Source organism: Microbacterium esteraromaticum, assembly GCF_016907315.1.
GTDB lineage: Bacteria > Actinomycetota > Actinomycetes > Actinomycetales > Microbacteriaceae > Microbacterium > Microbacterium esteraromaticum.
Window position 1 is genome coordinate 2,115,567 of the sequence record NZ_JAFBBS010000001.1, and the last position, 20,243, is coordinate 2,135,809.

General features: G+C 69.4%; 15 protein-coding genes. 10 read left to right on the forward strand and 5 right to left on the reverse strand.

Going from position 1 to position 20,243, the window contains the following annotated elements; genetic code table 11:
- Positions 1–150 precede the first annotated feature (150 nt).
- Together JOE67_RS10180 and JOE67_RS10185 are read right to left on the reverse strand one after the other, a co-directional pair.
- The gene (locus tag JOE67_RS10180; RefSeq protein WP_338041569.1) at positions 151–1,236 is read right to left on the reverse strand and encodes a LacI family DNA-binding transcriptional regulator; all 1,086 of its coding nucleotides are present in this window, start codon (positions 1,234–1,236) and stop codon (positions 151–153) included.
- A gap of 20 nt (positions 1,237–1,256) precedes the next feature.
- Positions 1,257–2,264 carry a hydroxyacid dehydrogenase gene (locus JOE67_RS10185; RefSeq protein ID WP_239528079.1) on the reverse strand — a complete coding sequence of 336 codons (1,008 nt, stop codon included), beginning with the start codon at positions 2,262–2,264 and terminating at the stop codon, positions 1,257–1,259.
- 203 nt (positions 2,265–2,467) lie between these two features.
- On the opposite strand from JOE67_RS10185, the gene JOE67_RS10190 reads away from it, so the two are divergent.
- The 4 genes from JOE67_RS10190 to JOE67_RS10205 are packed head-to-tail and all read left to right on the forward strand — an operon-like array spanning position 2,468 to position 8,065.
- Positions 2,468–3,496: an ABC transporter permease gene (locus JOE67_RS10190; protein WP_338041570.1), complete on the forward strand. Its 1,029-nt coding sequence runs from the start codon at positions 2,468–2,470 to the stop codon at positions 3,494–3,496.
- Complete coding sequence (locus tag JOE67_RS10195; RefSeq protein ID WP_338041571.1) at positions 3,486–4,427, forward strand: carbohydrate ABC transporter permease; 942 nt, start codon at positions 3,486–3,488, stop codon at positions 4,425–4,427. The genes JOE67_RS10190 and JOE67_RS10195 overlap by 11 nt, the downstream gene beginning before the upstream one ends.
- Positions 4,428–4,487: 60 nt before the next feature.
- Positions 4,488–6,119, forward strand: coding sequence for an extracellular solute-binding protein (locus JOE67_RS10200; protein WP_204975470.1), 1,632 nt, complete (start codon positions 4,488–4,490; stop codon positions 6,117–6,119).
- Positions 6,116–8,065 (forward strand): DUF2264 domain-containing protein, encoded by a 1,950-nt coding sequence (locus JOE67_RS10205; protein ID WP_204975471.1) that lies wholly within the window; start codon positions 6,116–6,118, stop codon positions 8,063–8,065. Before JOE67_RS10200 ends, JOE67_RS10205 begins: the two co-directional genes overlap by 4 nt.
- Positions 8,066–8,230: 165 nt before the next feature.
- On the opposite strand, the gene JOE67_RS10210 is transcribed toward JOE67_RS10205, so the two are convergent.
- Positions 8,231–9,679, reverse strand: a complete 1,449-nt coding sequence (locus tag JOE67_RS10210; protein ID WP_338041572.1) for an alpha-L-fucosidase — start codon at positions 9,677–9,679, stop codon at positions 8,231–8,233.
- A gap of 100 nt (positions 9,680–9,779) precedes the next feature.
- Here JOE67_RS10210 and JOE67_RS10215 point away from each other — a divergent pair, with 100 nt between their 5' ends.
- Complete coding sequence (locus tag JOE67_RS10215) at positions 9,780–11,165, forward strand: flavin monoamine oxidase family protein (protein WP_204975473.1); 1,386 nt, start codon at positions 9,780–9,782, stop codon at positions 11,163–11,165.
- On the opposite strand, the gene JOE67_RS10220 is transcribed toward JOE67_RS10215, so the two are convergent.
- On the reverse strand, positions 11,089–11,805 hold the full coding sequence (locus JOE67_RS10220; RefSeq protein WP_338041573.1) for a Pr6Pr family membrane protein: 717 nt from the start codon (positions 11,803–11,805) through the stop codon (positions 11,089–11,091). The two genes, JOE67_RS10215 and JOE67_RS10220, sit on opposite strands and share 77 nt — an antisense overlap.
- 109 nt (positions 11,806–11,914) lie before the next feature.
- On the opposite strand from JOE67_RS10220, the gene JOE67_RS10225 reads away from it, so the two are divergent.
- From JOE67_RS10225 to JOE67_RS10240, 4 genes are all read left to right on the forward strand, one after another.
- A complete protein-coding gene (locus JOE67_RS10225; protein WP_338041574.1) occupies positions 11,915–12,304 on the forward strand; it encodes a fluoride efflux transporter FluC in 390 nt (129 codons plus the stop codon).
- Positions 12,301–12,663: a CrcB family protein gene (locus JOE67_RS10230; RefSeq protein WP_204975475.1), complete on the forward strand. Its 363-nt coding sequence runs from the start codon at positions 12,301–12,303 to the stop codon at positions 12,661–12,663. Before JOE67_RS10225 ends, JOE67_RS10230 begins: the two co-directional genes overlap by 4 nt.
- Positions 12,664–12,739: 76 nt before the next feature.
- The gene (locus tag JOE67_RS10235) at positions 12,740–13,312 is read left to right on the forward strand and encodes a TetR/AcrR family transcriptional regulator (protein ID WP_204975476.1); all 573 of its coding nucleotides are present in this window, start codon (positions 12,740–12,742) and stop codon (positions 13,310–13,312) included.
- A gap of 10 nt (positions 13,313–13,322) precedes the next feature.
- On the forward strand, positions 13,323–16,514 hold the full coding sequence (locus JOE67_RS10240) for an efflux RND transporter permease subunit (RefSeq protein ID WP_204975477.1): 3,192 nt from the start codon (positions 13,323–13,325) through the stop codon (positions 16,512–16,514).
- 89 nt (positions 16,515–16,603) lie between these two features.
- Here the strand turns inward: JOE67_RS10240 and JOE67_RS10245 are convergent, their stop codons facing one another.
- A complete protein-coding gene (locus tag JOE67_RS10245) occupies positions 16,604–17,521 on the reverse strand; it encodes an aldose 1-epimerase family protein (protein ID WP_204975478.1) in 918 nt (305 codons plus the stop codon).
- A gap of 249 nt (positions 17,522–17,770) precedes the next feature.
- On the opposite strand from JOE67_RS10245, the gene JOE67_RS10250 reads away from it, so the two are divergent.
- Positions 17,771–20,140, forward strand: a complete 2,370-nt coding sequence (locus JOE67_RS10250; protein ID WP_204975479.1) for a DEAD/DEAH box helicase — start codon at positions 17,771–17,773, stop codon at positions 20,138–20,140.
- Positions 20,141–20,243 lie beyond the last annotated feature (103 nt).

Below are 20,243 nucleotides of genomic sequence, written 5' to 3' on the forward strand. Positions count from 1 at the left end.
CCTGTTCTGGCCATGATTTCCTCCGGTGTCCTCCACTCGCGCAGTGCGAGCGGAACATTTCATTGTCCGTGATGACGGGGCGAAGAGGGAAGCGTCGGTCCGGAGGCGAGTCGAATGGTGAGGATGCCGATGGCCGCGGGGGCTCGCGGGTCAGGACTGCGGCGGCCCGGCGACCGAGTCGCGATGCACGAGATGGGTTCCGAGGGTGACCACGTCGTCGGGCGTGCGCGTGAACGCGTCGTGATCTGCCAGCGCTGCGCGCAGCGCCTCACGGCCCAGCTGCTCGAGCGGCACGTGCACGGTCGTGAGCTTGGGGGAGAGGTCTGTTGCCAGAGGCGTGTCGTCGTAGGCCGCCACCGAGATGTCGGCCGGGATGCGGAGCCCCGCGTCGGCTATGGCCTCGTACACACCGGCAGCGACCGTGTCGTTCACCGCGAGGATCGCCGTCGTGCCTGTCGCCTCGTCGATGAGCGCCTTGGTGATCGCGCTGCCGGCGCGGCGGCCGAATCCTTCCGTGCGGATCAGTGTCTCGTCGGGTTCGATGCCGCGCGAGGTGAGGGCGCGCAGGTACCCGTCGAGGCGACGGGCGATAGTGGGGATACCGGCGACTCCTCCGACGAAGGCGATGCGCCGGTGGCCGCGCGAGATGAGATGCTCAGTCATCGCGAAGGCACCGCCCTCGTTGTCGTACGTGACGGTGCGACTGGCAGTGGGTGGATCGAGTGGAGGGTGCGCGCACAGCACCAGCCGGCTGCCCATCCGGTCCAGCGATTCGGCGCACTGCGCGAGTCGCCGCCTGTAGGAAGGATCGTCGAGAGCGCCGCTGATCACGATCACCGCGTCGACCCGGTGCTCTCGCATGCGGTCGATGAGCGCCATCTCGCGATCGGGATCGGAACCGGTCGTGCTCACGATGAGCAGGCGGCCGGCGTCGGCGGCGGCCTGCTCGAGTCCGCGGATCAGGTAGCCGAAGAACGGATCGACGATCTCGGGCACCACGACGCCGATCATGCCGGTTCCCGTCTGGGTCAGCGATCGGGCGTTGGCGTTGGCTGCATACCCCAGCTTGGTCACGGCGCGTACGACGCGCTCCCGGGTGGCCGCGGCGACCGGATAGTTGCTGTTGAGCACTCGCGAGACGGTCGCAGTCGAGACGCCGGCCATGGTGGCGACGTCGCTGATGGTGGCCGGGCGGCGAGTCCCTGGGCGGTGCGCGTGGTCAGTCTGGGAGGACACTGTCCCTCATCTTCGAGCGGCTATGCCAGGATCGCAAAATCCGCGGGGCGGACTTCATGGTCGAATGTACCATCGGCTGCGAAGCGTGCTGTCTCCGCGACCGCCATCTCGCCGAGGCGGGCGATCTCGTTGCCGAGAGCGCCCGCGATGTGCGGAGTCAGCGTCACGTTCGGCAGCGTGTAGAGCGGGGAGTCAGCGGGAAGCGGCTCGGGATCGACGACGTCGAGGTAGGCATCCAGGCGGCCGGCGACGAGTTCGGCCGTGAGGGCCTCCGTGTCGACGAGAGCCCCTCGGGCGGTGTTGATGAGGATCGTTCCATCGCGCATCAGCGACAGCTCGCGCTCGCCGATCATCCTGACCGTCTCGTCGGTGAGCGGAGCATGGATCGACACGACGTCGCTGCGCCGGCACAGCTCGTCGAGCCCCACCAGTGCGGCACCGAGCCCGGCCGCCTCCTCGGCCGTGACATAGGGGTCGCTGAGCAGGATCGTCGCATCCAGCGCCTGCAGCATGCGCAGCATCTCTCTGCCGACCCGTGAGGCGCCGATCACTCCGACCGTCACGCCGTAGGCGCCTATCGGGGGCATGGAGCTGGGGTTCCGGATGCCGTGGGTCTCGCGGAGCTGGGCGACGAAGCGATTCGCGCGTTTGAGTCCGAGCACGGTGGTGGCGAAGGCGTACTCCGCGACGGGGACGGCATTCGCGCCGGCGCAGCTGGTGACGCGGATGCCCAGGTCGAACACCTCGGGATCGAGGAAGAGGCGCACAGTGCCGGCGGAGTGGACGATGGCCCGCAGAGCGGAGGCCGCAGCAACGGTAGAGGGTGTTATGCGCGGCGTGCCCCAGCCGGTGATGAGGATGTCCGTCGAGGCGAGGATCTGCTGCGCGTGCGCTGACCCCAGGTCGCCGAGTGGCCGCTCGTGCACGATGTCAGCGAAAGAGCGCAGCTCGGCGAGCACCGCAGGAGGGAACGCGGCGGCATGGGCGTCCGCATCCATGGCGAACGCGACGCGGGGGCGTCTACTCATGAGCAGTCTCCATGTGATGTCGATGTGTAGTAAACGATTTCTATCACGACCCGCCTCCACGAAGCAACGTGCATACCGGTCATTGACCGCTGGCCGAGACATATCCCGTTATGTTGGTTGACAGTTCCCAATCGTCTGCATTACCTTCCATAGTAATCGCTTACTAGCGAAAGCCCCTCGCCAACGATGTTCGGAGGATCGCGGTGACGTCAGCACCCGCTCAGAGCAGCCCGCCCGCGGCAGAGCCGCCAGCGCCCGCGGACCCTCCGCGCAGTGCCGTCCCGGTGTCCCGCCGCGTCAGCCGCAGAGGCACGACCAAGCTGTCGTTCGCCGCCCGGTTCCGCCGTGACCGGGTGATGCTGCTCATGGTGCTCCCCGGGTTCCTGTACTTCGTGGTCTTCCACTGGCTGCCGATCCCGGGCAACATCATCGCGTTCGAGGACTACCAGCCGTACCTCGGCTTCATCGACAGCGTCTGGGTCGGGCTCGACAACTTCGCGGCCGCATTCGCCGAACCGGCGTTCTGGCTGGCGCTGCGCAACACCCTCGTGATCACCCTCATGCAGCTGCTGCTGTTCTTCCCCGTGCCGATCGCGCTCGCACTGCTGCTGAACAGCATCATGTCGCCCGGCATCAAGAAGTTCGTGCAGAGCGTGATCTACCTGCCGCACTTCCTCGGCTGGGTCATCATCATCTCGATCTTCACGCAGATCCTCGGCCCCACGGGCGTCATCCCGAACCTCCTCGAGTCGATGGGCCTGCCCCGCGTCAGCCCGATGACCAACCCCGACACCTTCCCGCTGCTGGTCACCCTTCAGGTGATCTGGAAGGACGCGGGGTGGGGGACGATCATGTTCCTCGCCGCACTGGCCAGCATCGACGACGAGCTCTACGAGGCCGCCGCAGTCGATGGCGCCGGTCCCTGGCGCCGCACCTGGGCGATCACGATCCCCGGCATCATGCCCATCGTCATCCTGCTGCTGATCCTCAACCTCGGCAGCGCACTCTCGGTCGGTTTCGAGCAGATCATCCTGCAGCGCAACAACGTCGGCGCCGAGGCGGGAGAGGTGCTCGACACGTACGTCTACTACCACGGCATCGTCGACGGCCAATGGGGCACGGCCGCCGCCGTCGGCCTCGTGAAGGGCGTCGTCGGGCTGTTCCTCGTGCTCGGCGCCAACAAGGTCGCCCACATGTTCGGACAGGATGGGGTGTACTCCCGTGACCGCTGACGCATCCACCACTGTCGTCCGTCTCGGAGCCGAGGGCGCTCGCCGGTACCGGTCGAGCCGTCGCCCGGTGTGGATGGAGAAGCCGAGCATCCCGATGCAGGCGCTCAAGGGCCTCGTGCTGCTGATGGTCTGCGTGGCCGTGATCTACCCGTTCCTCGCCGTGGTCGGCACCAGCCTGTCCACCCAGCAGGAGATCGCGGCCAACAACGGCTTCGTGCTCTTTCCGAGCGAGCCCACCTTCGCGGCGTACAGCACGATCTTCGCGGGCGGCATCGTCACCGACGCGCTCGTGCGCAGCATCGGCATCACGCTCGTCGGCACCGCCCTCTCGGTGACCCTCACGGTGATGATGGCGTACGGGCTCTCGCGGCGCGGCCTGCTCGGCGGCGGGTTCTTCCTGATGACCGCGCTGCTGACCATGCTGTTCACCCCCGGAATCATCCCGACCTTCCTCGTCGTCAAGGAGCTGGGGCTGCTCGGCACGTACGCCGCGCTGATCCTTCCCACCGCGCTCTCGGCGTTCAACCTCGTCATCGTGCGCTCGTTCATGATGGGCATCCCCTCCGAGCTCGTCGAGGCCGCGCGCCTCGACGGCGCAGGCGACCTGCGTGTGCTGTGGCACGTCGTGCTGCCGCTGTCGAAGGCCGTGATCGCCGTGGTCGGACTGTTCTACGCGGTCGGCTACTGGAACGCGTTCTTCAACGCGATGCTCTACGTCGACAGCGACAAGTGGCCGCTGGCGATGGTGCTTCGCCAGTACGTGCTGCTCGGCTCTTCGATCGACGCCGGCAGCGGGGCCGAGATCGCCGCACCGAGCCAGGCGATCCAGATGGCCGTGGTCGTCATCAGCCTGGTGCCCATCCTGTGCGTCTATCCGTTCCTGCAGAAGTACTTCACCAAGGGCGTGCTCACCGGCGCCATCAAGGGCTGACCCCCGCTCACCATCACCCGGCAGGCGACGCTGCCTGCAATCCCTCAGAGAGGACCGGAAATGTCAATCAACGAGATCGCCGCCGACCGGCGGACCTTCCTCAAAGCCGCCGGACTCGGCCTGCTGAGCGTCGCCGCGGCCGGCACGCTCGCCGGCTGCGGCACCCGCGAAGAGCTCGTGGCCTCCGCCGCCGACTCCGTCAAGATGCCCGCGTTCGTGCCTGCCAAGGGGCTCTCGCCCGACCTCGCGGGCAGCGCCGAGGGCGTGCCAGCCGCCTTCTTCAACTACCCGGCGAACCCGGTGCGCTCCGTCGCCACGCCTCCGCTCAAGGGCGAGACCTTCAGCGCGATCACGAACATCTTCGGTCCTCCGCCGAACGGCCGAGACAAGAACCCGGCCTGGCAGGAGATCGAGAAGCGCCTGGGTGGCAAGGTTGACATGACGGCCGTGTCGTCGGACGACTTCACCGCCAAGATCAACACCACGATCGCCGGCAATGACATCCCCGACATGATCCTCGACGACGGCGCCTCGATCCCCGACATCATCGGCTTCCTGAAGTCGAAGATCCAGGATCTCACCCCGTTCCTCTCCGGCGACGCGATCAAGGAGTACCCGAACCTCGCCGCGATCCCAGAGCTGTACTGGAAGCAGACCGTGCGCGACGGCAAGATCTACTCGCTGCCGATCCCGCGCGGCGGCGCGGGCGGCCTCGGCTTCTACAACGCCAAGCGGTACGCCGAGGTCGGCATCACCGACACCACCCAGCTCACGGACGCCGACGAGTACATGTCGGTCATGAAGGAGCTCACCGACGCCAAGGCCAACCGCTGGGCGTTCGGCTCCAGCGGCTTCGGGCTCAGCACGTTCCTGCAGCTCTTCGGCTCGCCCAACCAGTGGCGCGAGGAGAAGGGCAAGCTCACCTTCTACATCGAGACCGACGAGTACCTCGAGGCGATCTCGTTCGTGCAGAAGGCGGTCGCGGCGGGCTACGTCGCCCCCGGCAGCGATGCGTGGACGAAGTCGCAGATGGTCAATGCATTCACCAACGGGCAGGCCGCCCAGGTGTACGACGGCCTGCCGGCGTTCTTCAAGGCCGATGGCTACGGGGTGACCGTGCCCGACTCGGCGCCGTTCCTGCCCTTCGCGGCAGGGGGCGGCAAGCCCACCGCGCATCTCGACAACATCCTCTTCGCGAGCACCATGCTCAAGAAGAACGACGAGAAGTCGATCAAGAAGCTGCTCGGCATCGCCAACCTGCTTGCCGCGCCGTTCGGCACCGAGGAGTACCTGCTGATCAACTACGGCGTCGAGGGCACCGACTACACGCTCGACGCGGACGGCAACCCGCTGCCGACGCCGAACGCCCTGGCCGATGTCACCGTGCCGTGGAAGTACCTCACCGCGCCCAGCCCCGTGCTCTACCTCCCCGGCCACGAGGACCTCATCAAGCGCACTCACGCGGCGTACTCGACGCTCATCCCCTACGGCGTGACCGATCCCACTGCGACGCTGTTCAGCCCCACGAATGCGCAGAAGGGCGGCACCATCCGACAGCCGGTCAGCGACGCGGCGCAGGACTTCATCGCGGGCCGCAAGAGCATCGACGACGTCAAGGCGGCGATCAAGGGCTGGCGCAGCGCGGGCGGCGACAAGATCCGCAAGGAGTTCGAGAAGGCGCTGAAGGCGTGACCGCTGAGCGCGACCCGGCAGGTGGCGCGAACGCGCGGCGTCTCTGGACGTCTACGGCCGACCTGTGGCTCCGCGCCGTGCGTGAGCACGGAGCGAGCGACCCTGCCGGAGTCGTGCTGCCCGGTCGGGTGACTGGCGACGGCGAGCGGCGGGAGTCGATGGAGGCCATCGGGCGGAGCTTCCTGCTCGCGTCGGCCCGCATCGCCGGAGCGGATGCGGCGGATGCCGAGGCCGACGCCCTCGTCGAGTTCTACGCGCAGGCGATCGTCGACGGCACCGATCCCCGGCATCCCTCGCGCTGGCCGCTCGGGGTGACGTGCCGCACGCCGCTCACCGGCATCACCAACTCGATCGTCGAGGCGGCGAATCTGGCATTCGGCCTGTACACCGCCGGCGACCGCTTCTGGTCGCGTCTCGATGCGCGCGAGCAGGACCAGGTGCACGGCTGGCTGCGCCATCATGCGCTGCGTGAGGTGTGGCAGAACAACTGGCAGCTGTTCCCCGCGATGGCCGAGGCGTTCATCCGGCACTCCGGCGGCGACGCATCGGGGCTGCACGGCGAACGCAACGTCGCCCGCGTCGAGGGATGGTATCTCGGCGACGGCTGGTACACCGACGGGCCGGCGCACGCCGTGGACTACTACAACGCGTGGGCGATCCACCCCTACCTGTGGGCGTGGTACCGCATGACCGACCGCACGCAGACCGCCGACGGTCAGCGGCACCTCGAGCGGCTCGCGCAGTTCGTCGACGGCATGCCATCGTTCATCGCCGCCGACGGCGCGATGGTGCACTTCGGCCGCTCCCTCACCTATCGCACTGCCGCCCTCGCGCCGCTGTGGTGCGCGGAGATCTCGGGAATCAGCCCGTTCGCCCCGGCCCGCACCCGGGAGCTGGCCACCTCGGTGCTCGACGGCTTCGTGCGCCATGGCGTCGGGGCCGACGGGCAGCTGCGTCTGGGCTGGTACGACGAGTACCTGCCCGCCATGCAGGACTACAGCGGCTTCGGATCGCCCTATCTCGCCGGCATCGGCTTCCTCGGGCTCTCCCTGCCGTCGGGGCACCGGGTCTGGACGGAACCGGATGCCCCGGCGGCGCGTCAGGCCGCCACCCGGTCCTTCGACGGCACAGGGCTCACTCTCAGCACGGCGGGCGGAGACGCCCCGGTGGTCCTCGTGAACCACGGCTCGGATCACGCCGAGCTGCCGGTGCAGGATCACGGCATCCGTGACGTCGACGACCCCCACTACGCCTCGTTCGCGTACTCCACCCACACTGCGCCCGAGGTGGGCGACGGCTGGCTCGAGGCGGTCGACGGGCACATCACGCTGTTCGACGCCGAGGGGCGGCCCAGTCGAAGGGTGAAACTGCGCGGCCGGACACAGCAGGGCCCGCTCAGCGCCTCGGTGCATTATCCGCAGGTCGACGGGAGACTGCTGCCCGGGACCTGCATCGTCACCGCCTCGGTGGTCAATCGAGGCACCGAGGTGCGCGCACATCTCGTCATCGCTCCGCAGGAGCACGACCGCATCCGTGAGGGCTCCTTCGCGCTCGCCGGGCCGGAACCGCTCGCGCAGGACGTCACCGCCCGCCGCGCTCAGGCCGCGGTCGCCAACGGCGTGCACCGGGTGGCGCTCACCGGACTGCACGGATGGGACGACGGCGACGTCGTCGCGCACCACGGCACGAACGCCATGGGCGAGCACTCGGCGATCCCGATCCTCACGGCTCGGCGCGACCGGGGTGAGACCGTCCACGTCGCGGTTCACCAGATTCTGTCCGCCGACGAGGATCCGAGCGCCGCGCTCGCCGGCCTCGACGTCACCGTCGACGGCACGGCTGTGCGCGTCGAGTGGCCGGCCGACGGCATGAGCTCCGAGTTCGACCTTCGCTCGGTCGTGGAGTGGGATGGACAGCCGGGGCGGCCCGGCGGTCGTCGCACCTGACGCCGGCATCCATCTCGAGTCCGTGCGCTTCGCGCGGAGAAGTGCGCTTCGCGCGGACGGAACTCGGGTTCCGCTCCGCGGCAAGCGCACATCTCCGCGGCAAGCGCACGCCGGCGACACGGTCGGATGCGATGCATCCAGGGCGCGTCCGACCGGCGGGGTGCGCTACATCCAGGCGTCGATGCGATCGAGGACGGTCGGCGACGCCTCGCCGAGAACGAGCTCGATGACGAAGGCTCGGTCGGTCGTGAGATCGGACGGGATGATGATGTCGCAGTACAGGGCGGCATCCAGGTCGAAGCCGAGGTCCGTCAGGCGGACCTCGAGTGCGCGGCCGGACTCCAGCAGCCGCGCGGCCACGGGCATCCGTTCGGCATCCGAGGGGAATCGCAGCCTCGCGACGCCGTTCACCGGACGGTTGATGACGGTGAGGAACAGCCGTTCGCCGGTGCCGGTCAGCCAGCCCATGCCGGTGCGATCGAGGTCGACGTGCCCGGCGTCGTACACCGCCTCTCCGTTTGCCGAGACCCACGCGCCCAGCTGCTCGGCGACGTCGGACTCGTGCTCGGTCATCCGGCCGGTGCCGTCCGGGCCGAAGTTGACCACGAGGTTGCCGTTCATCGAGCGGCACCGCATGAGCAGGTCGATCAGGTCGTCAGCGGTCTTCTGGTACTGGCCGCGGGTGTCGCGCATGTATCCCCAGGCGTTCGGGCCGATGGTCATGGCGCAGTCCCAGTCGTTGCCCGCGAGCATCTCGAAGCTCTCCGGCAGCTTGCGCTCCCAGCCCTGCTCGTAGTCCCCGAGCAGGGCGCCGTCGGAGTCGAAATGCCGAGCTCCGTGCTCGTCGTTGCGGAACCGCGAGCCGATGATGAGTCCCGGTCGCCGCTCGCGCAGCTCCCGCTCGAGCCGGTGCGTGAACTCGTACGATGCGATCCACGACTCGTCCCACGTGCCGTCGAACCACAGCCCACGGGCAGCCGGATAGCGGTCGAGCAGCTCGAGCAGCTGCGCGCGGGTGTAGTCGAGGAACTCCTGCCAGCCCTGCTTCTCGGCGGCGTCTGACGGAACGCTTCCGATGTAGCCGGGGTGGTGCCAGTCGAGCACCGAGAAGTACAGAAAGACGTCGATGCCCTCGGCGGTGTAGGCATCGACGACCTCGCCGACGAGGTCGCGCTCGCAGGGTGAATGGGCAACGGTGTAGTCCGAATGCTCAGAGGGCCAGAGCGCGAAGCCGTCGTGGTGCTTGGTCGTGAAGATCACATACCGGGCGCCCATGCGCTTGGCCTGTCGTGCCCAGGCCTCGGCGTCGAGCTCTGCCGGATCGAAGCTCTCGTTCAGCCGGTCGTAGGTGTCGGGCCACCCCTCTGGCGCGGAAGGGCCGCGCCACGCGCGGATCCACTCCGGCGCGGCCGCACCCTCGGCGGCGCTCACCCCCTGGTACTCGTTGCCCAGAATCGAGTACAGGCCGAAGTGGATGAACTGCCCCAGACCGTACCGGCGGAACCGGCGCATGGCCTCGTCATCGCGACGGCTCACAAGCGGCCCGTAGGCCACCTGCTGCGCAGGGCCGTCGAGGCGTCGACGACTGGTCCAGGGGGAGGCGACAGGAGTCACGGTCTGTCCGATCGGATGGAAAACGCTTACCATGCAGCTTACCCGGAGTGGGCGCTGCGTGCACCCCCGACTTCGGTGCGCGGGTAGTCTGGCAAGCACGATGAGCATCACGCGCCGAACCCTGCTCGTCGGTGCCGGAGCGGGCGCCGTCGGGCTGCTGCTCGCCGCCTGCACCCCCGAGCCGGCGCCCGCGCCCACCCGCACGAAGACGCCGATGCCGCGGCCAACCGCGCCCGAGTCCGTGCCGGCTCCGGCCGGCTGGCTGCGCAGCACGTGGGCCACCGATCCGTACTCGCTCGGGTCGGTCAGCTACCTGCCGGCCGGAGTCGATCCCAGCGAGCGCGAACGTCTCGCCGAACCCGTGCTCGACCGGGTGTTCTTCGCCGGAGAGGCCACCGACTCGGCCAATCCCGGCACGGTCGTCGGCGCCGTCGACGCCGCACGTCGCGCCGCCCTCGCGCTCATCGCCGCAGCAGGTGACACCGAGCGGATCGCCGTGGTCGGCGCGGGTGCCGCCGGCGTGATCGCCGCCCGGATGCTGACGGATGCCGGACACGACGTCACCGTGTTCGAGGCGCGGGAGCGCCTCGGCGGGCGCATCCGCAGCGAGGTGGACGACGAGCAGTGGCCGGTGCCCCCGCAGCTCGGAGCCTGGCTGCTCAGCGACGACGAGCTCGCCGCGCTCTCAGACCGCCTCGTCGACATCAGCGACGAGACCATGACGTTCGACACCGCGACCGGCTGGACGGCAGAGGGAGAGGCGGCGACGGTCGACGGCGCCGCGATCGCCGACGCACTTCAGAAGGCCGAGTCCGCGGCATCCGACCCGTCGATCGCCGACGCGCTCGCCGCGAGCGGCGCGAACACAGACGACCCCGCGCTCGCCGCATCGCTCGCCTGGCTCGCGGCGATGACCGGCGCCGACCCGGCGCGCGCCTCGAGCTGGTATCCGCCCGACTTCCCCGCCGACACCGTGCACGGCGTGACCGGCGACCTCATCACGTTCCTGAAGGAGCACCTCGACGGACTCGACGTCACCACCGCATCGCCGGTGGTGCGCATCGCGTACGACGACCGCGGAGTCAGCCTGCGGCTCGGCACCGGCGAGGCGCTCTCATACGACCGGGTGGTCGTCACCGCGCCGCTCGGGGTGCTGCAGAAGCAGGGGATCGAGTTCGCCCCCGCGCTGCCTTTCGCGCATCGCGGGGCGATCTCGGCCCTGGCATCCGGATTCGTCGAGACCGTCTGGATGCGATTCGACGAGCCGTTCTGGACCACCGAGGCGGCGATCTGGCACGTCGTCGGGGGAGGCGGGCTGATCCGCACCTGGCTCAACCTGCAGCCGGCCACGGGAGAGCCTGTGCTCGTCGGGCTGGTCGGCGGTGCCGACGCCGAGCAGTTCGCCGAGCTCAGCGAGCGCGACGCGGCGGTAGCGGCACGCGCCTCGCTGGCGTTCTTCGCAGAGCCGGCAGCGGACGAGGGCTGAGCTCGCCCCACGGCGGGACCGTCGGGCGCACCCGGCTGAGCAGCACCAGGCACGATGCCACCCCGGCGAAGATCGACAGAGCGAGAGCGCAGCTGAGCACCATCTCGCCGATGCCGGACACCTGCCTCAGATCGAGGAAGTAGTACGGGTACCAGCCGATGAGGCTGCCCCGCCAGATCGTGAAGATGCCCCACAGCAGGGGATAGACCAGCACGAACGGCACCACCCGCCACGATGCGGCGCGGCGTCCTGGCCCGATCACCCACGCGACGATCGTCCACGCAGGCAGCACGAAGTGCAGCAGGACGTCGGACCAGGGGACGGTGATGGGGATGCCCCTCTCACCCGCCTGCCAGACGATGAGCCCGAACGCGAGACCTGCCGTGATCGTCCAGCTCAGCACCAGCGCGCGTGCGGTCGTGAGCCAGGCCGGGTCCTCCTCGTGACGCAGCGCGATGACACCCGCGATTATCGCGAGAACGGCGAACGCGGTGTTCGACTGGATCGTCAGGTATGCGAAGAAGTTGGCGCCGGCGAGGGTCTGAGAGCCCATGCCCCACAGCATCCGGTGCACGAGCGCCGCGATGCACACGGCCGCGGTCAGCAGACGCGACCAGCCGAAGATCCTTCGCGTGAGCACTCGAGTGTCGTCCTCCCGGCGGTCCGGCGGCATCGGGAGGGCCGCACCACCGCTTCGAGTCTATGCATGCCCGTCAGGTGCCTCCCGAGCGCGCGACTAGAGTGGCGCCGTGACCTCGCCGCCCACCGCACGCACCGTGCTGCGCCGCGCCGCGCTCGCCGCGGCGGGCGGCGCCGTCGGCACGGCCGCCCGTCTCGGGCTCGGGATGCTGATCGCCGACGCCCCCGCCTCCGTGCTCGTCGCCAACATCGTCGGGGCGATGCTGCTGGGCATCCTCACCGCGCGGCTGCCGGCCTCCGACCTGCGGATCCTGCTCGGAACGGGCGTGCTCGGCGGCTTCACCACCTACAGCGCGTTCGCGGTCGACAGCATCGGCCTGTGGTCGGCGTCGCCCGCGCTCGCCGCCGGATACGTCGCCGCGAGTCTCATCGGCGGGCTGCTCGCCGCCTGGATCGGCCTGCGCGTCGGAGGATCGCTCGGACGAAGGAGCGCGTCGTGAGCCCTCTGGTGTTCCTGCTCGCCGCCGCCTGCGGCGGCCTGGGGGCGGCGACCCGCTACCTGGTCGACATCGGCATCGCGCGCGCGACGGGCTCACGGTTCCCGTGGGGTGTGATGGTGATCAACGTCACGGGATCGCTGCTGCTGGGGCTGGTGGTCGGGATGCTGCCGGGCGCCGCCTTCGTGCTGGGTGCCGGCTTCCTCGGCGGCTACACGACCTTCAGCACGGCGATGATCGACGCCATCTCGCTCTGGCGGGACGGCGAGCAGAGAGCTGCCGTCTTCGACCTGCTGGGGATGCTCGTGCTCTCGCTCGCCGCGGCCGGCCTCGGGCTCGCACAGGGCGGCGCCCTCAGCTGACCTGCGCTGCCAGTCGGGGCACAGCTTCGCCGACGCATAATGTACAGACGTACACTTCGACCCCGGGGGAGGGATCTTGAGCGAGCCGCAGCGCCGTCGCCGTGATCCCGAGGCGCGCAGGCGCGAGATCGTCGCCGCCGCCGCCGAGCTGATCGTCGAGGTGGGGGTGAGCGCCGTGACGCACCGCATGATCGCGTCACGTGCGGGCGTGCCCCTCGGCGCGACGACCCAGTACTTCGCCACCCTCGACGACCTGCGCTCCGAGGCGCTGCACCACCTGGTCACCGAGGTCGACGCCGGCATCGACGACATCCGCGCCGCTCTCGAGCAGCGCGGTGCGACCCCCGCCGTGCTCGCCGACCTCCTCGTGAAGGGCCTGGCCGACGCGCGCGCTCTCGAAGCCGACCGCGCCGTCGTCACCGCGGCCATCGACGATCCGCAGCTGCGCGCACTCGCGCGCCGCTGGTCCGAGCGCATGATCGGGTTCCTCGTACCCGACTACGGCGTCGAGCGCGCCACCGCGGCATCCGTCTTCATCGATGGCGTGCTCTGGCACGCCCGCATCCACGACGAACCCCTCGACATCACCCTCATCGAGGACGCCCTCACCGGCATCCTCGGCACCGAAACCACGACGACGAGCGACTGAAAGAGCACCCGTGTCGAACCTCTCCGTTCTCAGCCTGCGCAACCGCGCACTCATCGCGCTGATCACCATCGTGTCCGCCGTCTTCGGCGGCCTGGCCCTCACGAACCTCAAGCAGGAGCTGATCCCCTCGCTCGAGCTGCCCGCACTGGTGGTCATGACCACCTACCCCGGCGCCTCGCCCGAGGTCGTCGAGAACGACGTGTCGACGCCCATCGAGAACGCCATCCAGGGCGTACCCGGCCTCGAGTCGAGCAGCGCCACAAGCACGACCGACGCCTCGATCGTGCAGGCGATGTTCGCCTACGGCACCGACCTCGCCACGGCAGAGCAGAAGATGCAGCAGGCGATCAACCGCATCTCGCGGCAGCTGCCGGACGACGTGAGCCCGCAGGTGCTCAGCGTCTCGATCGACGACTTCCCCGTCATCCAGATCGCGGTCACCGGGTTCGGCGACTCAGAGACCGCGCAGCAGGATCTCGAGACCACCGTGGTCCCCGAGCTGGAGGACGTCGACGGCGTCAACGCCGCGCAGATCGTCGGCGGCGTCGGTCAGCGCATCACGATCACGCCCGACGAGCAGAAGCTGTTCCGCGCTGGGCAGAGCACGCAGGCGATCCGCCAGGCGCTGCAGCAGAACGGGGCACTGCTGCCCGGTGGTGACATCACCGAGGGTGACGAGACGCTCACGGTGCAGTCCGGTGCGAAGCTCACCTCGGCCGACGACGTGGCGGTTCTGCCTCTCGCGGGCACCGACCTCACGATCGGCGAGGTCGCGACGGTCGCGCAGGTCAGCGACCCCGTGACCTCGATCTCGCGGGTCGACGGCGAAGACGCCCTGTCGATCGCGGTGACCAAGCTGCCCGCCGCGAACACCGTCGAGGTCTCGCAGGGCGTGCTCGCCGCACTCGACGAGCTCGGCGACGCCTTCCCCGACGCCGAGTTCACCGTCATCTTCGACCAGGCGCCCTACATCCAGCAGTCGATCGAGACGCTCGCGACCGAGGGCATGCTGGGGCTCGCGTTCGCGGTGATCGTGATCCTCGTCTTCCTGCTCTCGATCCGCTCGACGCTCGTCACCGCGATCTCTATCCCCACCAGCGTGCTGATCACCTTCATCGGGCTGCAGGCGTTCGGGTACTCGCTGAACGTGCTGACCCTCGGTGCGCTCACCATTGCCATCGGGCGCGTCGTCGACGACTCGATCGTCGTGATCGAGAACATCAAGAGGCACTACGTCGAGGGCGCCGACAAGGGCGACGCCATCCGGCTGGCCGTGCGCGAGGTGGCATCCGCCATCACCGCGTCGACCATCACCACCGTCGCCGTGTTCCTGCCGATCGTGTTCGTCGGCGACATGGTCGGCGAGCTGTTCCGGCCGTTCGCGATGACCGTCACGATCGCCATGGTCGCCTCGCTGCTCGTCTCACTGACGATCGTGCCCGTGCTCGCGTACTGGTTCCTGCGGCCGGGCAGGCCGCTGCTCGCCGAGGACGGCTCGCGGATCGACCCCGAGCATCCGGATGCCCCTCCCACTCCCCTCCAGCGTCTCTACCGGCCCATCCTCGGGTGGACGCTCAAGCACTCCGCGATCACGGTGGTGCTGGCCGTGGTCGTGCTCGCCGGAACGCTGGCCGCCGCCCCGCTGATGAAGATCAACTTCCTCAGCGACTCGGGTCAGAACACGATGACCGTCACGCAGGACATCGGCGAAACCGCGAGTCTCGAGGCGAAGTCCGAGGCCGCGAAGAAGGTCGAGGAGGCGCTCGACGGCGTCGACGGCATCACCCACGTGCAGGCGTCGATCGGCTCGAGCGGCTCGGCCCTGCGCGACGCCTTCTCGGGCGGCGCCGGCATCACCTACTCGATCCAGACCAGCGACCACGCCGACCAGGAGACGCTGCGCGCCGACGTGCAGAAGAAGCTCGACGCGATCGACGACGTCGGCGAGGTCTCGGTCGGCGCATCGTCCGGCGGCTTCGGCTCGAGCGACATCGAGATCACCGTCACTGCGCCGAACGCCGACGACCTGCAGGCCGGCACCGATGCCCTCATGAAGGAGCTCGAGGGGCGCGACGGCATCGGCCAGGTCACGAACAACCTGGCGGCGTCGCTGCCGTACATCGCCGTGGTCGTCGACCGCGAGGCCGCCGCCGCGCGCGGCCTGTCGGAGGTCGCCGTCGGGTCGATCGTGTCGAACACGATGCGCCCGCAGCAGATCGGCTCGGTCGAGGTCGACGACTCGGCGCTCACCGTCTACCTCGTCGACCCCGAGCCGCCGGCATCCGTCGATGCGCTGAAGAAGCTCACCATCCCGACGGCGACAGGACCGGCGCAGCTGCAGGATCTCGCGACGGTCGAGCAGCGCAACGGACCGACGTCGATCTCGACAGAGCAGGGTCGCCGCACCGCCACGATCACCGTGCCGCCGGCGTCCGACGATCTGGCCGTCGCCACGGCATCGGTCAGCGCAGCCCTCGACAAGGTCGACCTGCCCGACGGCGCGCGCGCCGAAGTCGGGGGCGTCGCCGAGCAGCAGACCGAGTCGTTCTCGCAGCTCGGACTCGCGATGCTCGCGGCGATCCTCATCGTGTACGTGGTGATGGTCGCGACGTTCAAGTCGCTGCGTCAGCCGCTGCTGCTGCTCGTGTCGGTGCCGTTCGCCGCGACGGGGGCGATCCTGCTGCAGATCGTCACCGGGGTGCCGCTGGGCGTCGCGTCGCTGATCGGCGTGCTGATGCTGATCGGCATCGTGGTGACCAACGCGATCGTGCTCGTCGACCTCGTCAACCAGTACCGCGAGAAGGGGCTGTCGACGCCGGAGGCGGTGATGGCGGGTGGCGAGAAGCGCCTGCGTCCGATCCTCATGACGGCGCTGGCGACGATCTTCGCGCTCACGCCCATGGCCCTCGGCATCACCGGACACGGCGGGTTCATCTCGCAGCCGCTCGCTATCGTCGTGATCGGCGGTCTCGTTTCGTCGACGGTGCTGACGCTCATCGTGCTGCCGACGCTCTACAACCTCGTCGAGGGTGCCAAGGAGCGGCGTCGGGCGAAGCGCGGCGAGCTGCCCTCCACGCCCGACCACGCCGACCCGGTCGACCACGCCGACCCGGTCGACCACGCCGACCCGGCCGACGCGGCCGGTCATCCCGACGTCGCCCTCACCCGCCGGCAGCTCCGCGCAGGCGGCGCCCACGACTGAGAGGTCCCGAGAGGTCGGAAACGCACCGGAACGGGCATCCGGAGGTGCGTTTCTGATCTCTCACCCGACGCGGCGGGTGTGCGAGCGCGTCAGGCGAAGCGGATGCCCCACCGCAGCGTCCACGACTCGCCCTCGGCGAGCCGGCGCAGCCCGCGACCGGAGTTGAACGCATCGGCCGGAGCGGTCATGGGCTCGATGGCGACGGCGAGAGGCTGGCCAGGGTACTTCGCGCTCGTGAAGGCCTGCACGAAGTCGAACCCCTCGCCCTGCTGCAGCGTGACCGCGTGTCCGTCGGGAGCCGTCAGGGTGGTGCGAGCGAACCCGTCGGCGTCGCGGTGCAGGTTCGCATATCCGGTGTCGAGCTGCACGTCGCCGAGGCGGCGCCCCTCGCGCAGATCGGTGCCGACGGACACGGGGCTCTCCCCGACCGGCAGCATCCGGTCATCGGTCTCGAAGTACGTCTCGGCGGGCAGCCGCAGCACGAGATCGCGCGCGTCGACACCGCCGATCACGAAGAACGGATGCGTGCCGAGCGCCACAGGCGCGGGTTCGGCGGAGTGATTGGTCAGGGAGTGGGTGACGTCGATTCCGCCATCCGTCAGCGCGTACGTGACCGACGTCGCGACGACGTACGGATACCCGGTCTGCGGCACGACGGTGGCGGCGAGTGTCACCGACTCGTCGGTGTGCTCGGCGATCTCGTAGGCGCTGAAGCGCAGCAGTCCGTGGCTCGCGTTGCGGAACTTGGGCTCGCTGATCGAGAGGGCGCGTTCGGTGTCGCCGTCCTGCCAGACACCGTCGCGGATGCGGTTCGGCCACGGCACGAGCACCACCCCTGAGCACGACGGCGTCGGCTGGTCGGCCGGATAGGGCGGCACGATCTCGACGCCGCCGACGGTCAGGTGCCGGAGCGAAGCGCCGACCTGCGCGATCTGGGCGGTGACATCACCGCGGCGAAGGTGGATCTGGATGCCGGTGGGGGAGCCGATCACGTCGTCAAGAGGCATGCCGCCATCGTACGGCGGGCACTCTCCCAGCAAACCCCGGTATCCTGGAACGAGTCGGCTTCGGGCACCCGCTTCCCAGCGGTTTCTTCCGAGCAGCGCAAGCGCTCATTGTGAGCCCAGGGGCCGATGGTTCATAACCATCACATGAATGGCCCCGGCCGACGGATGCCCGGGTATGTCCCACGCGCGCTGATCTCTGTGCCCGCGGAAGGGACGCTGTTCTCGTGTCAGAGACAGTCAGGAAACACCATGCCCAAGAATGGCAAGCCCAAGGGCGGACGCCCCTCGCGCAACTTCGAGCCGCGGTACGCGAAGAGCGGACCCTCGTTCCACGAGCGTCACGCCGGCGGACGCCCCTCGCGTGACAGCGATCGTCGGGATGCCGGCGACCGCCGCTCGTTCTCGTCGGATGCCCGTGCCGACCGCCGCCCCGGCAGCGTGAGCCCGAAGCACCGCGGCTACCGCGCGGCGGACGCCGAAGGCTCGGCACCCAAGGGTCGCTGGTCGGATGCGCAGCGCGCAGGCCGCGACGAGGCCCGTTCGATCCGCAACCGCGCCGAGTCGGGTCGTCGCGAGGCGCCGCACCACCGCAACGACCGCGACGACCGCCAGGGCGGCCGCGGCTTCGACCGCAACGACCGGTTCGACCGGGACTCGCGTCCGGCGCGGGACGACCGGTTCGGCCGGGACTCGCGTCCGGCGCGGGACGACCGCTTCGGGCGCGATGGGCGCCCCGCACGGGATGACCGTGGTGGCTACGGCCGCAATGACCGGTTCGATCGCGATGCCCGTCCGGCCCGCAACGACCGGTTCGACCGCACCGAGCGCCCCGCCCGTGACGATCGCCGAGGCGGCTTCGACCGCACCGAGCGCCCTGCCCGTGACGATCGCCGAGGCGGCTTTGACCGCAACGAGCGCCCGGCTCGTGACGACCGTGGTGGTTACGGCCGCAGCGACCGGTTCGATCGCGATGCCCGTCCGGCTCGCGATGCCCGTCCGGCCCGCAACGACCGGTTCGATCGCGATGCCCGTCCGGCTCGCGACGACCGTGGTGGTTACGGCCGCAACGACCGCTTCGATCGTGACGCTCGTCCGGCTCGCGACGACCGCGGTGGCTACACGCGCAACGACCGCTTCGATCGTGACGCTCGTCCGGCGCGCGGCGACCGTTTCGATCGTGACTCGCGTCCTGCTCGCGACGACCGCCGCAGTGGCACCGAGCGCCCGCGCTTCGACCGCGCGGAGCGCCCGCGCTTCGACCGCGATGCGCGTCCCGCGCGTCAGAACCGCGACGACCGTCCGAACCGCAGCGACTGGAACGCCACGTCGACCGCCAAGGCGCGCGACGAGCAGGCCGACGTCGTGCACGAGCGGCTCGAGGCAGAGGCCGTGCAGGCCACTGAGGTCGCGGATGTGACCTTCGGCGACCTCGGCATCGGATCGAACATCGTCGAGATCCTGAAGAACATGGGCGCTGAGACGCCCTTCCCGATCCAGGCAGCGACGATCCCCAGCATCCTGCAGGGACGCGACGTGCTCGGCCGGGGCCGCACCGGCTCGGGCAAGACGATCGCGTTCGGCGCGCCCCTGGTCGAGAGCATCCTGCTGTCGCAGAAGGGCAAGCGCCGCGAGTTCGGCCGCAAGCCACGCGCGATCATCCTCGCCCCCACCCGCGAGCTGGCCCTGCAGATCGACCGCACTGTTCAGCCGATCGCGCGCAGCGTCGGACTGTTCACCACGCAGATCTACGGCGGCGTGCCCCAGGCGCGTCAGGTGGGCGCGCTGAACAAGGGCGTCGACATCATCATCGGCACGCCCGGTCGCATCGAAGACCTCATCGAGCAGCGCAAGCTCGATCTCTCCGAGGTGCGCATCGCCGTGCTCGACGAGGCCGACCACATGGCAGAGCTCGGCTTCGCCGAGCCGGTGCAGCGCATCCTGCGCAAGACCGGCACGGCCCTCGAAGACGGAGCGACCAGCCAGAAGCTGCTGTTCTCGGCGACCCTCGACCGCGAGGTCGCCGCGATCGTCGACGAGTTCCTGATCGACCCGGCCGTCTACGAGGTCGCGGGCGAAGACCAGGACTCGAGCACCATCGACCACCGGGTGCTCGTGATCGAGCACCGTGACAAGGCCGATGTGCTCACCTCGCTCGTCGACCGCGATGGTCAGACGCTGGTCTTCGCGCGCACCCGCGCCTACGCCGAGATGCTCGCCGAGCAGTTCGAAGACGCCGGCATCGCCGCGGTCTCGCTGCACGGTGACCTCAACCAGGCCAAGCGCACGCGCAACCTGCAGAAGCTGACCGCAGGCAAGGTGCAGGTGCTCGTCGCCACCGATGTCGCCGCCCGTGGCATCCACGTCGACGACATCGACCTGGTCGTGCAGGCCGACGCTCCCGACGAGTACAAGACGTACCTGCACCGCGCCGGCCGCACCGGCCGTGCCGGCCGCTCGGGCCGAGTCGTCACGCTGATCACCCGTCAGCGTCGCCGCCGCATGGAGGACCTGCTGGGTCGCGCCGAGATCGACGCGCCGTTCGAGCAGGCGGCTCCCGGCGACGACGTGATCGAGGAGATCACGGGCCGCATGCCGAGTGAGGCCGAACTCACCGCCTGAGCCGGTTCACAACTCAGGAGAGACCGTCGGGATCCGCGCCCTCAGGGCCGGATCCCGGCGGTCTCTGCGTATTCGTCCTGAGTTGCGAGCGCCACATAGTGTG

Bases quoted from the DNA above. Each gene is read 5' to 3' on its own strand.
- JOE67_RS10185 (WP_239528079.1), bottom strand. From the start codon at position 2,264: ATGAGTAGACGCCCCCGCGTCGCGTTCGCCATGGATGCGGACGCCCAT.
- JOE67_RS10200 (WP_204975470.1), top strand. From the start codon at position 4,488: ATGTCAATCAACGAGATCGCCGCCGACCGGCGGACCTTCCTCAAAGCC.
- JOE67_RS10215 (WP_204975473.1), top strand. From the start codon at position 9,780: ATGAGCATCACGCGCCGAACCCTGCTCGTCGGTGCCGGAGCGGGCGCC.
- JOE67_RS10245 (WP_204975478.1), bottom strand. From the start codon at position 17,521: ATGCCTCTTGACGACGTGATCGGCTCCCCCACCGGCATCCAGATCCAC.
- JOE67_RS10250 (WP_204975479.1), top strand. From the start codon at position 17,771: ATGCCCAAGAATGGCAAGCCCAAGGGCGGACGCCCCTCGCGCAACTTC.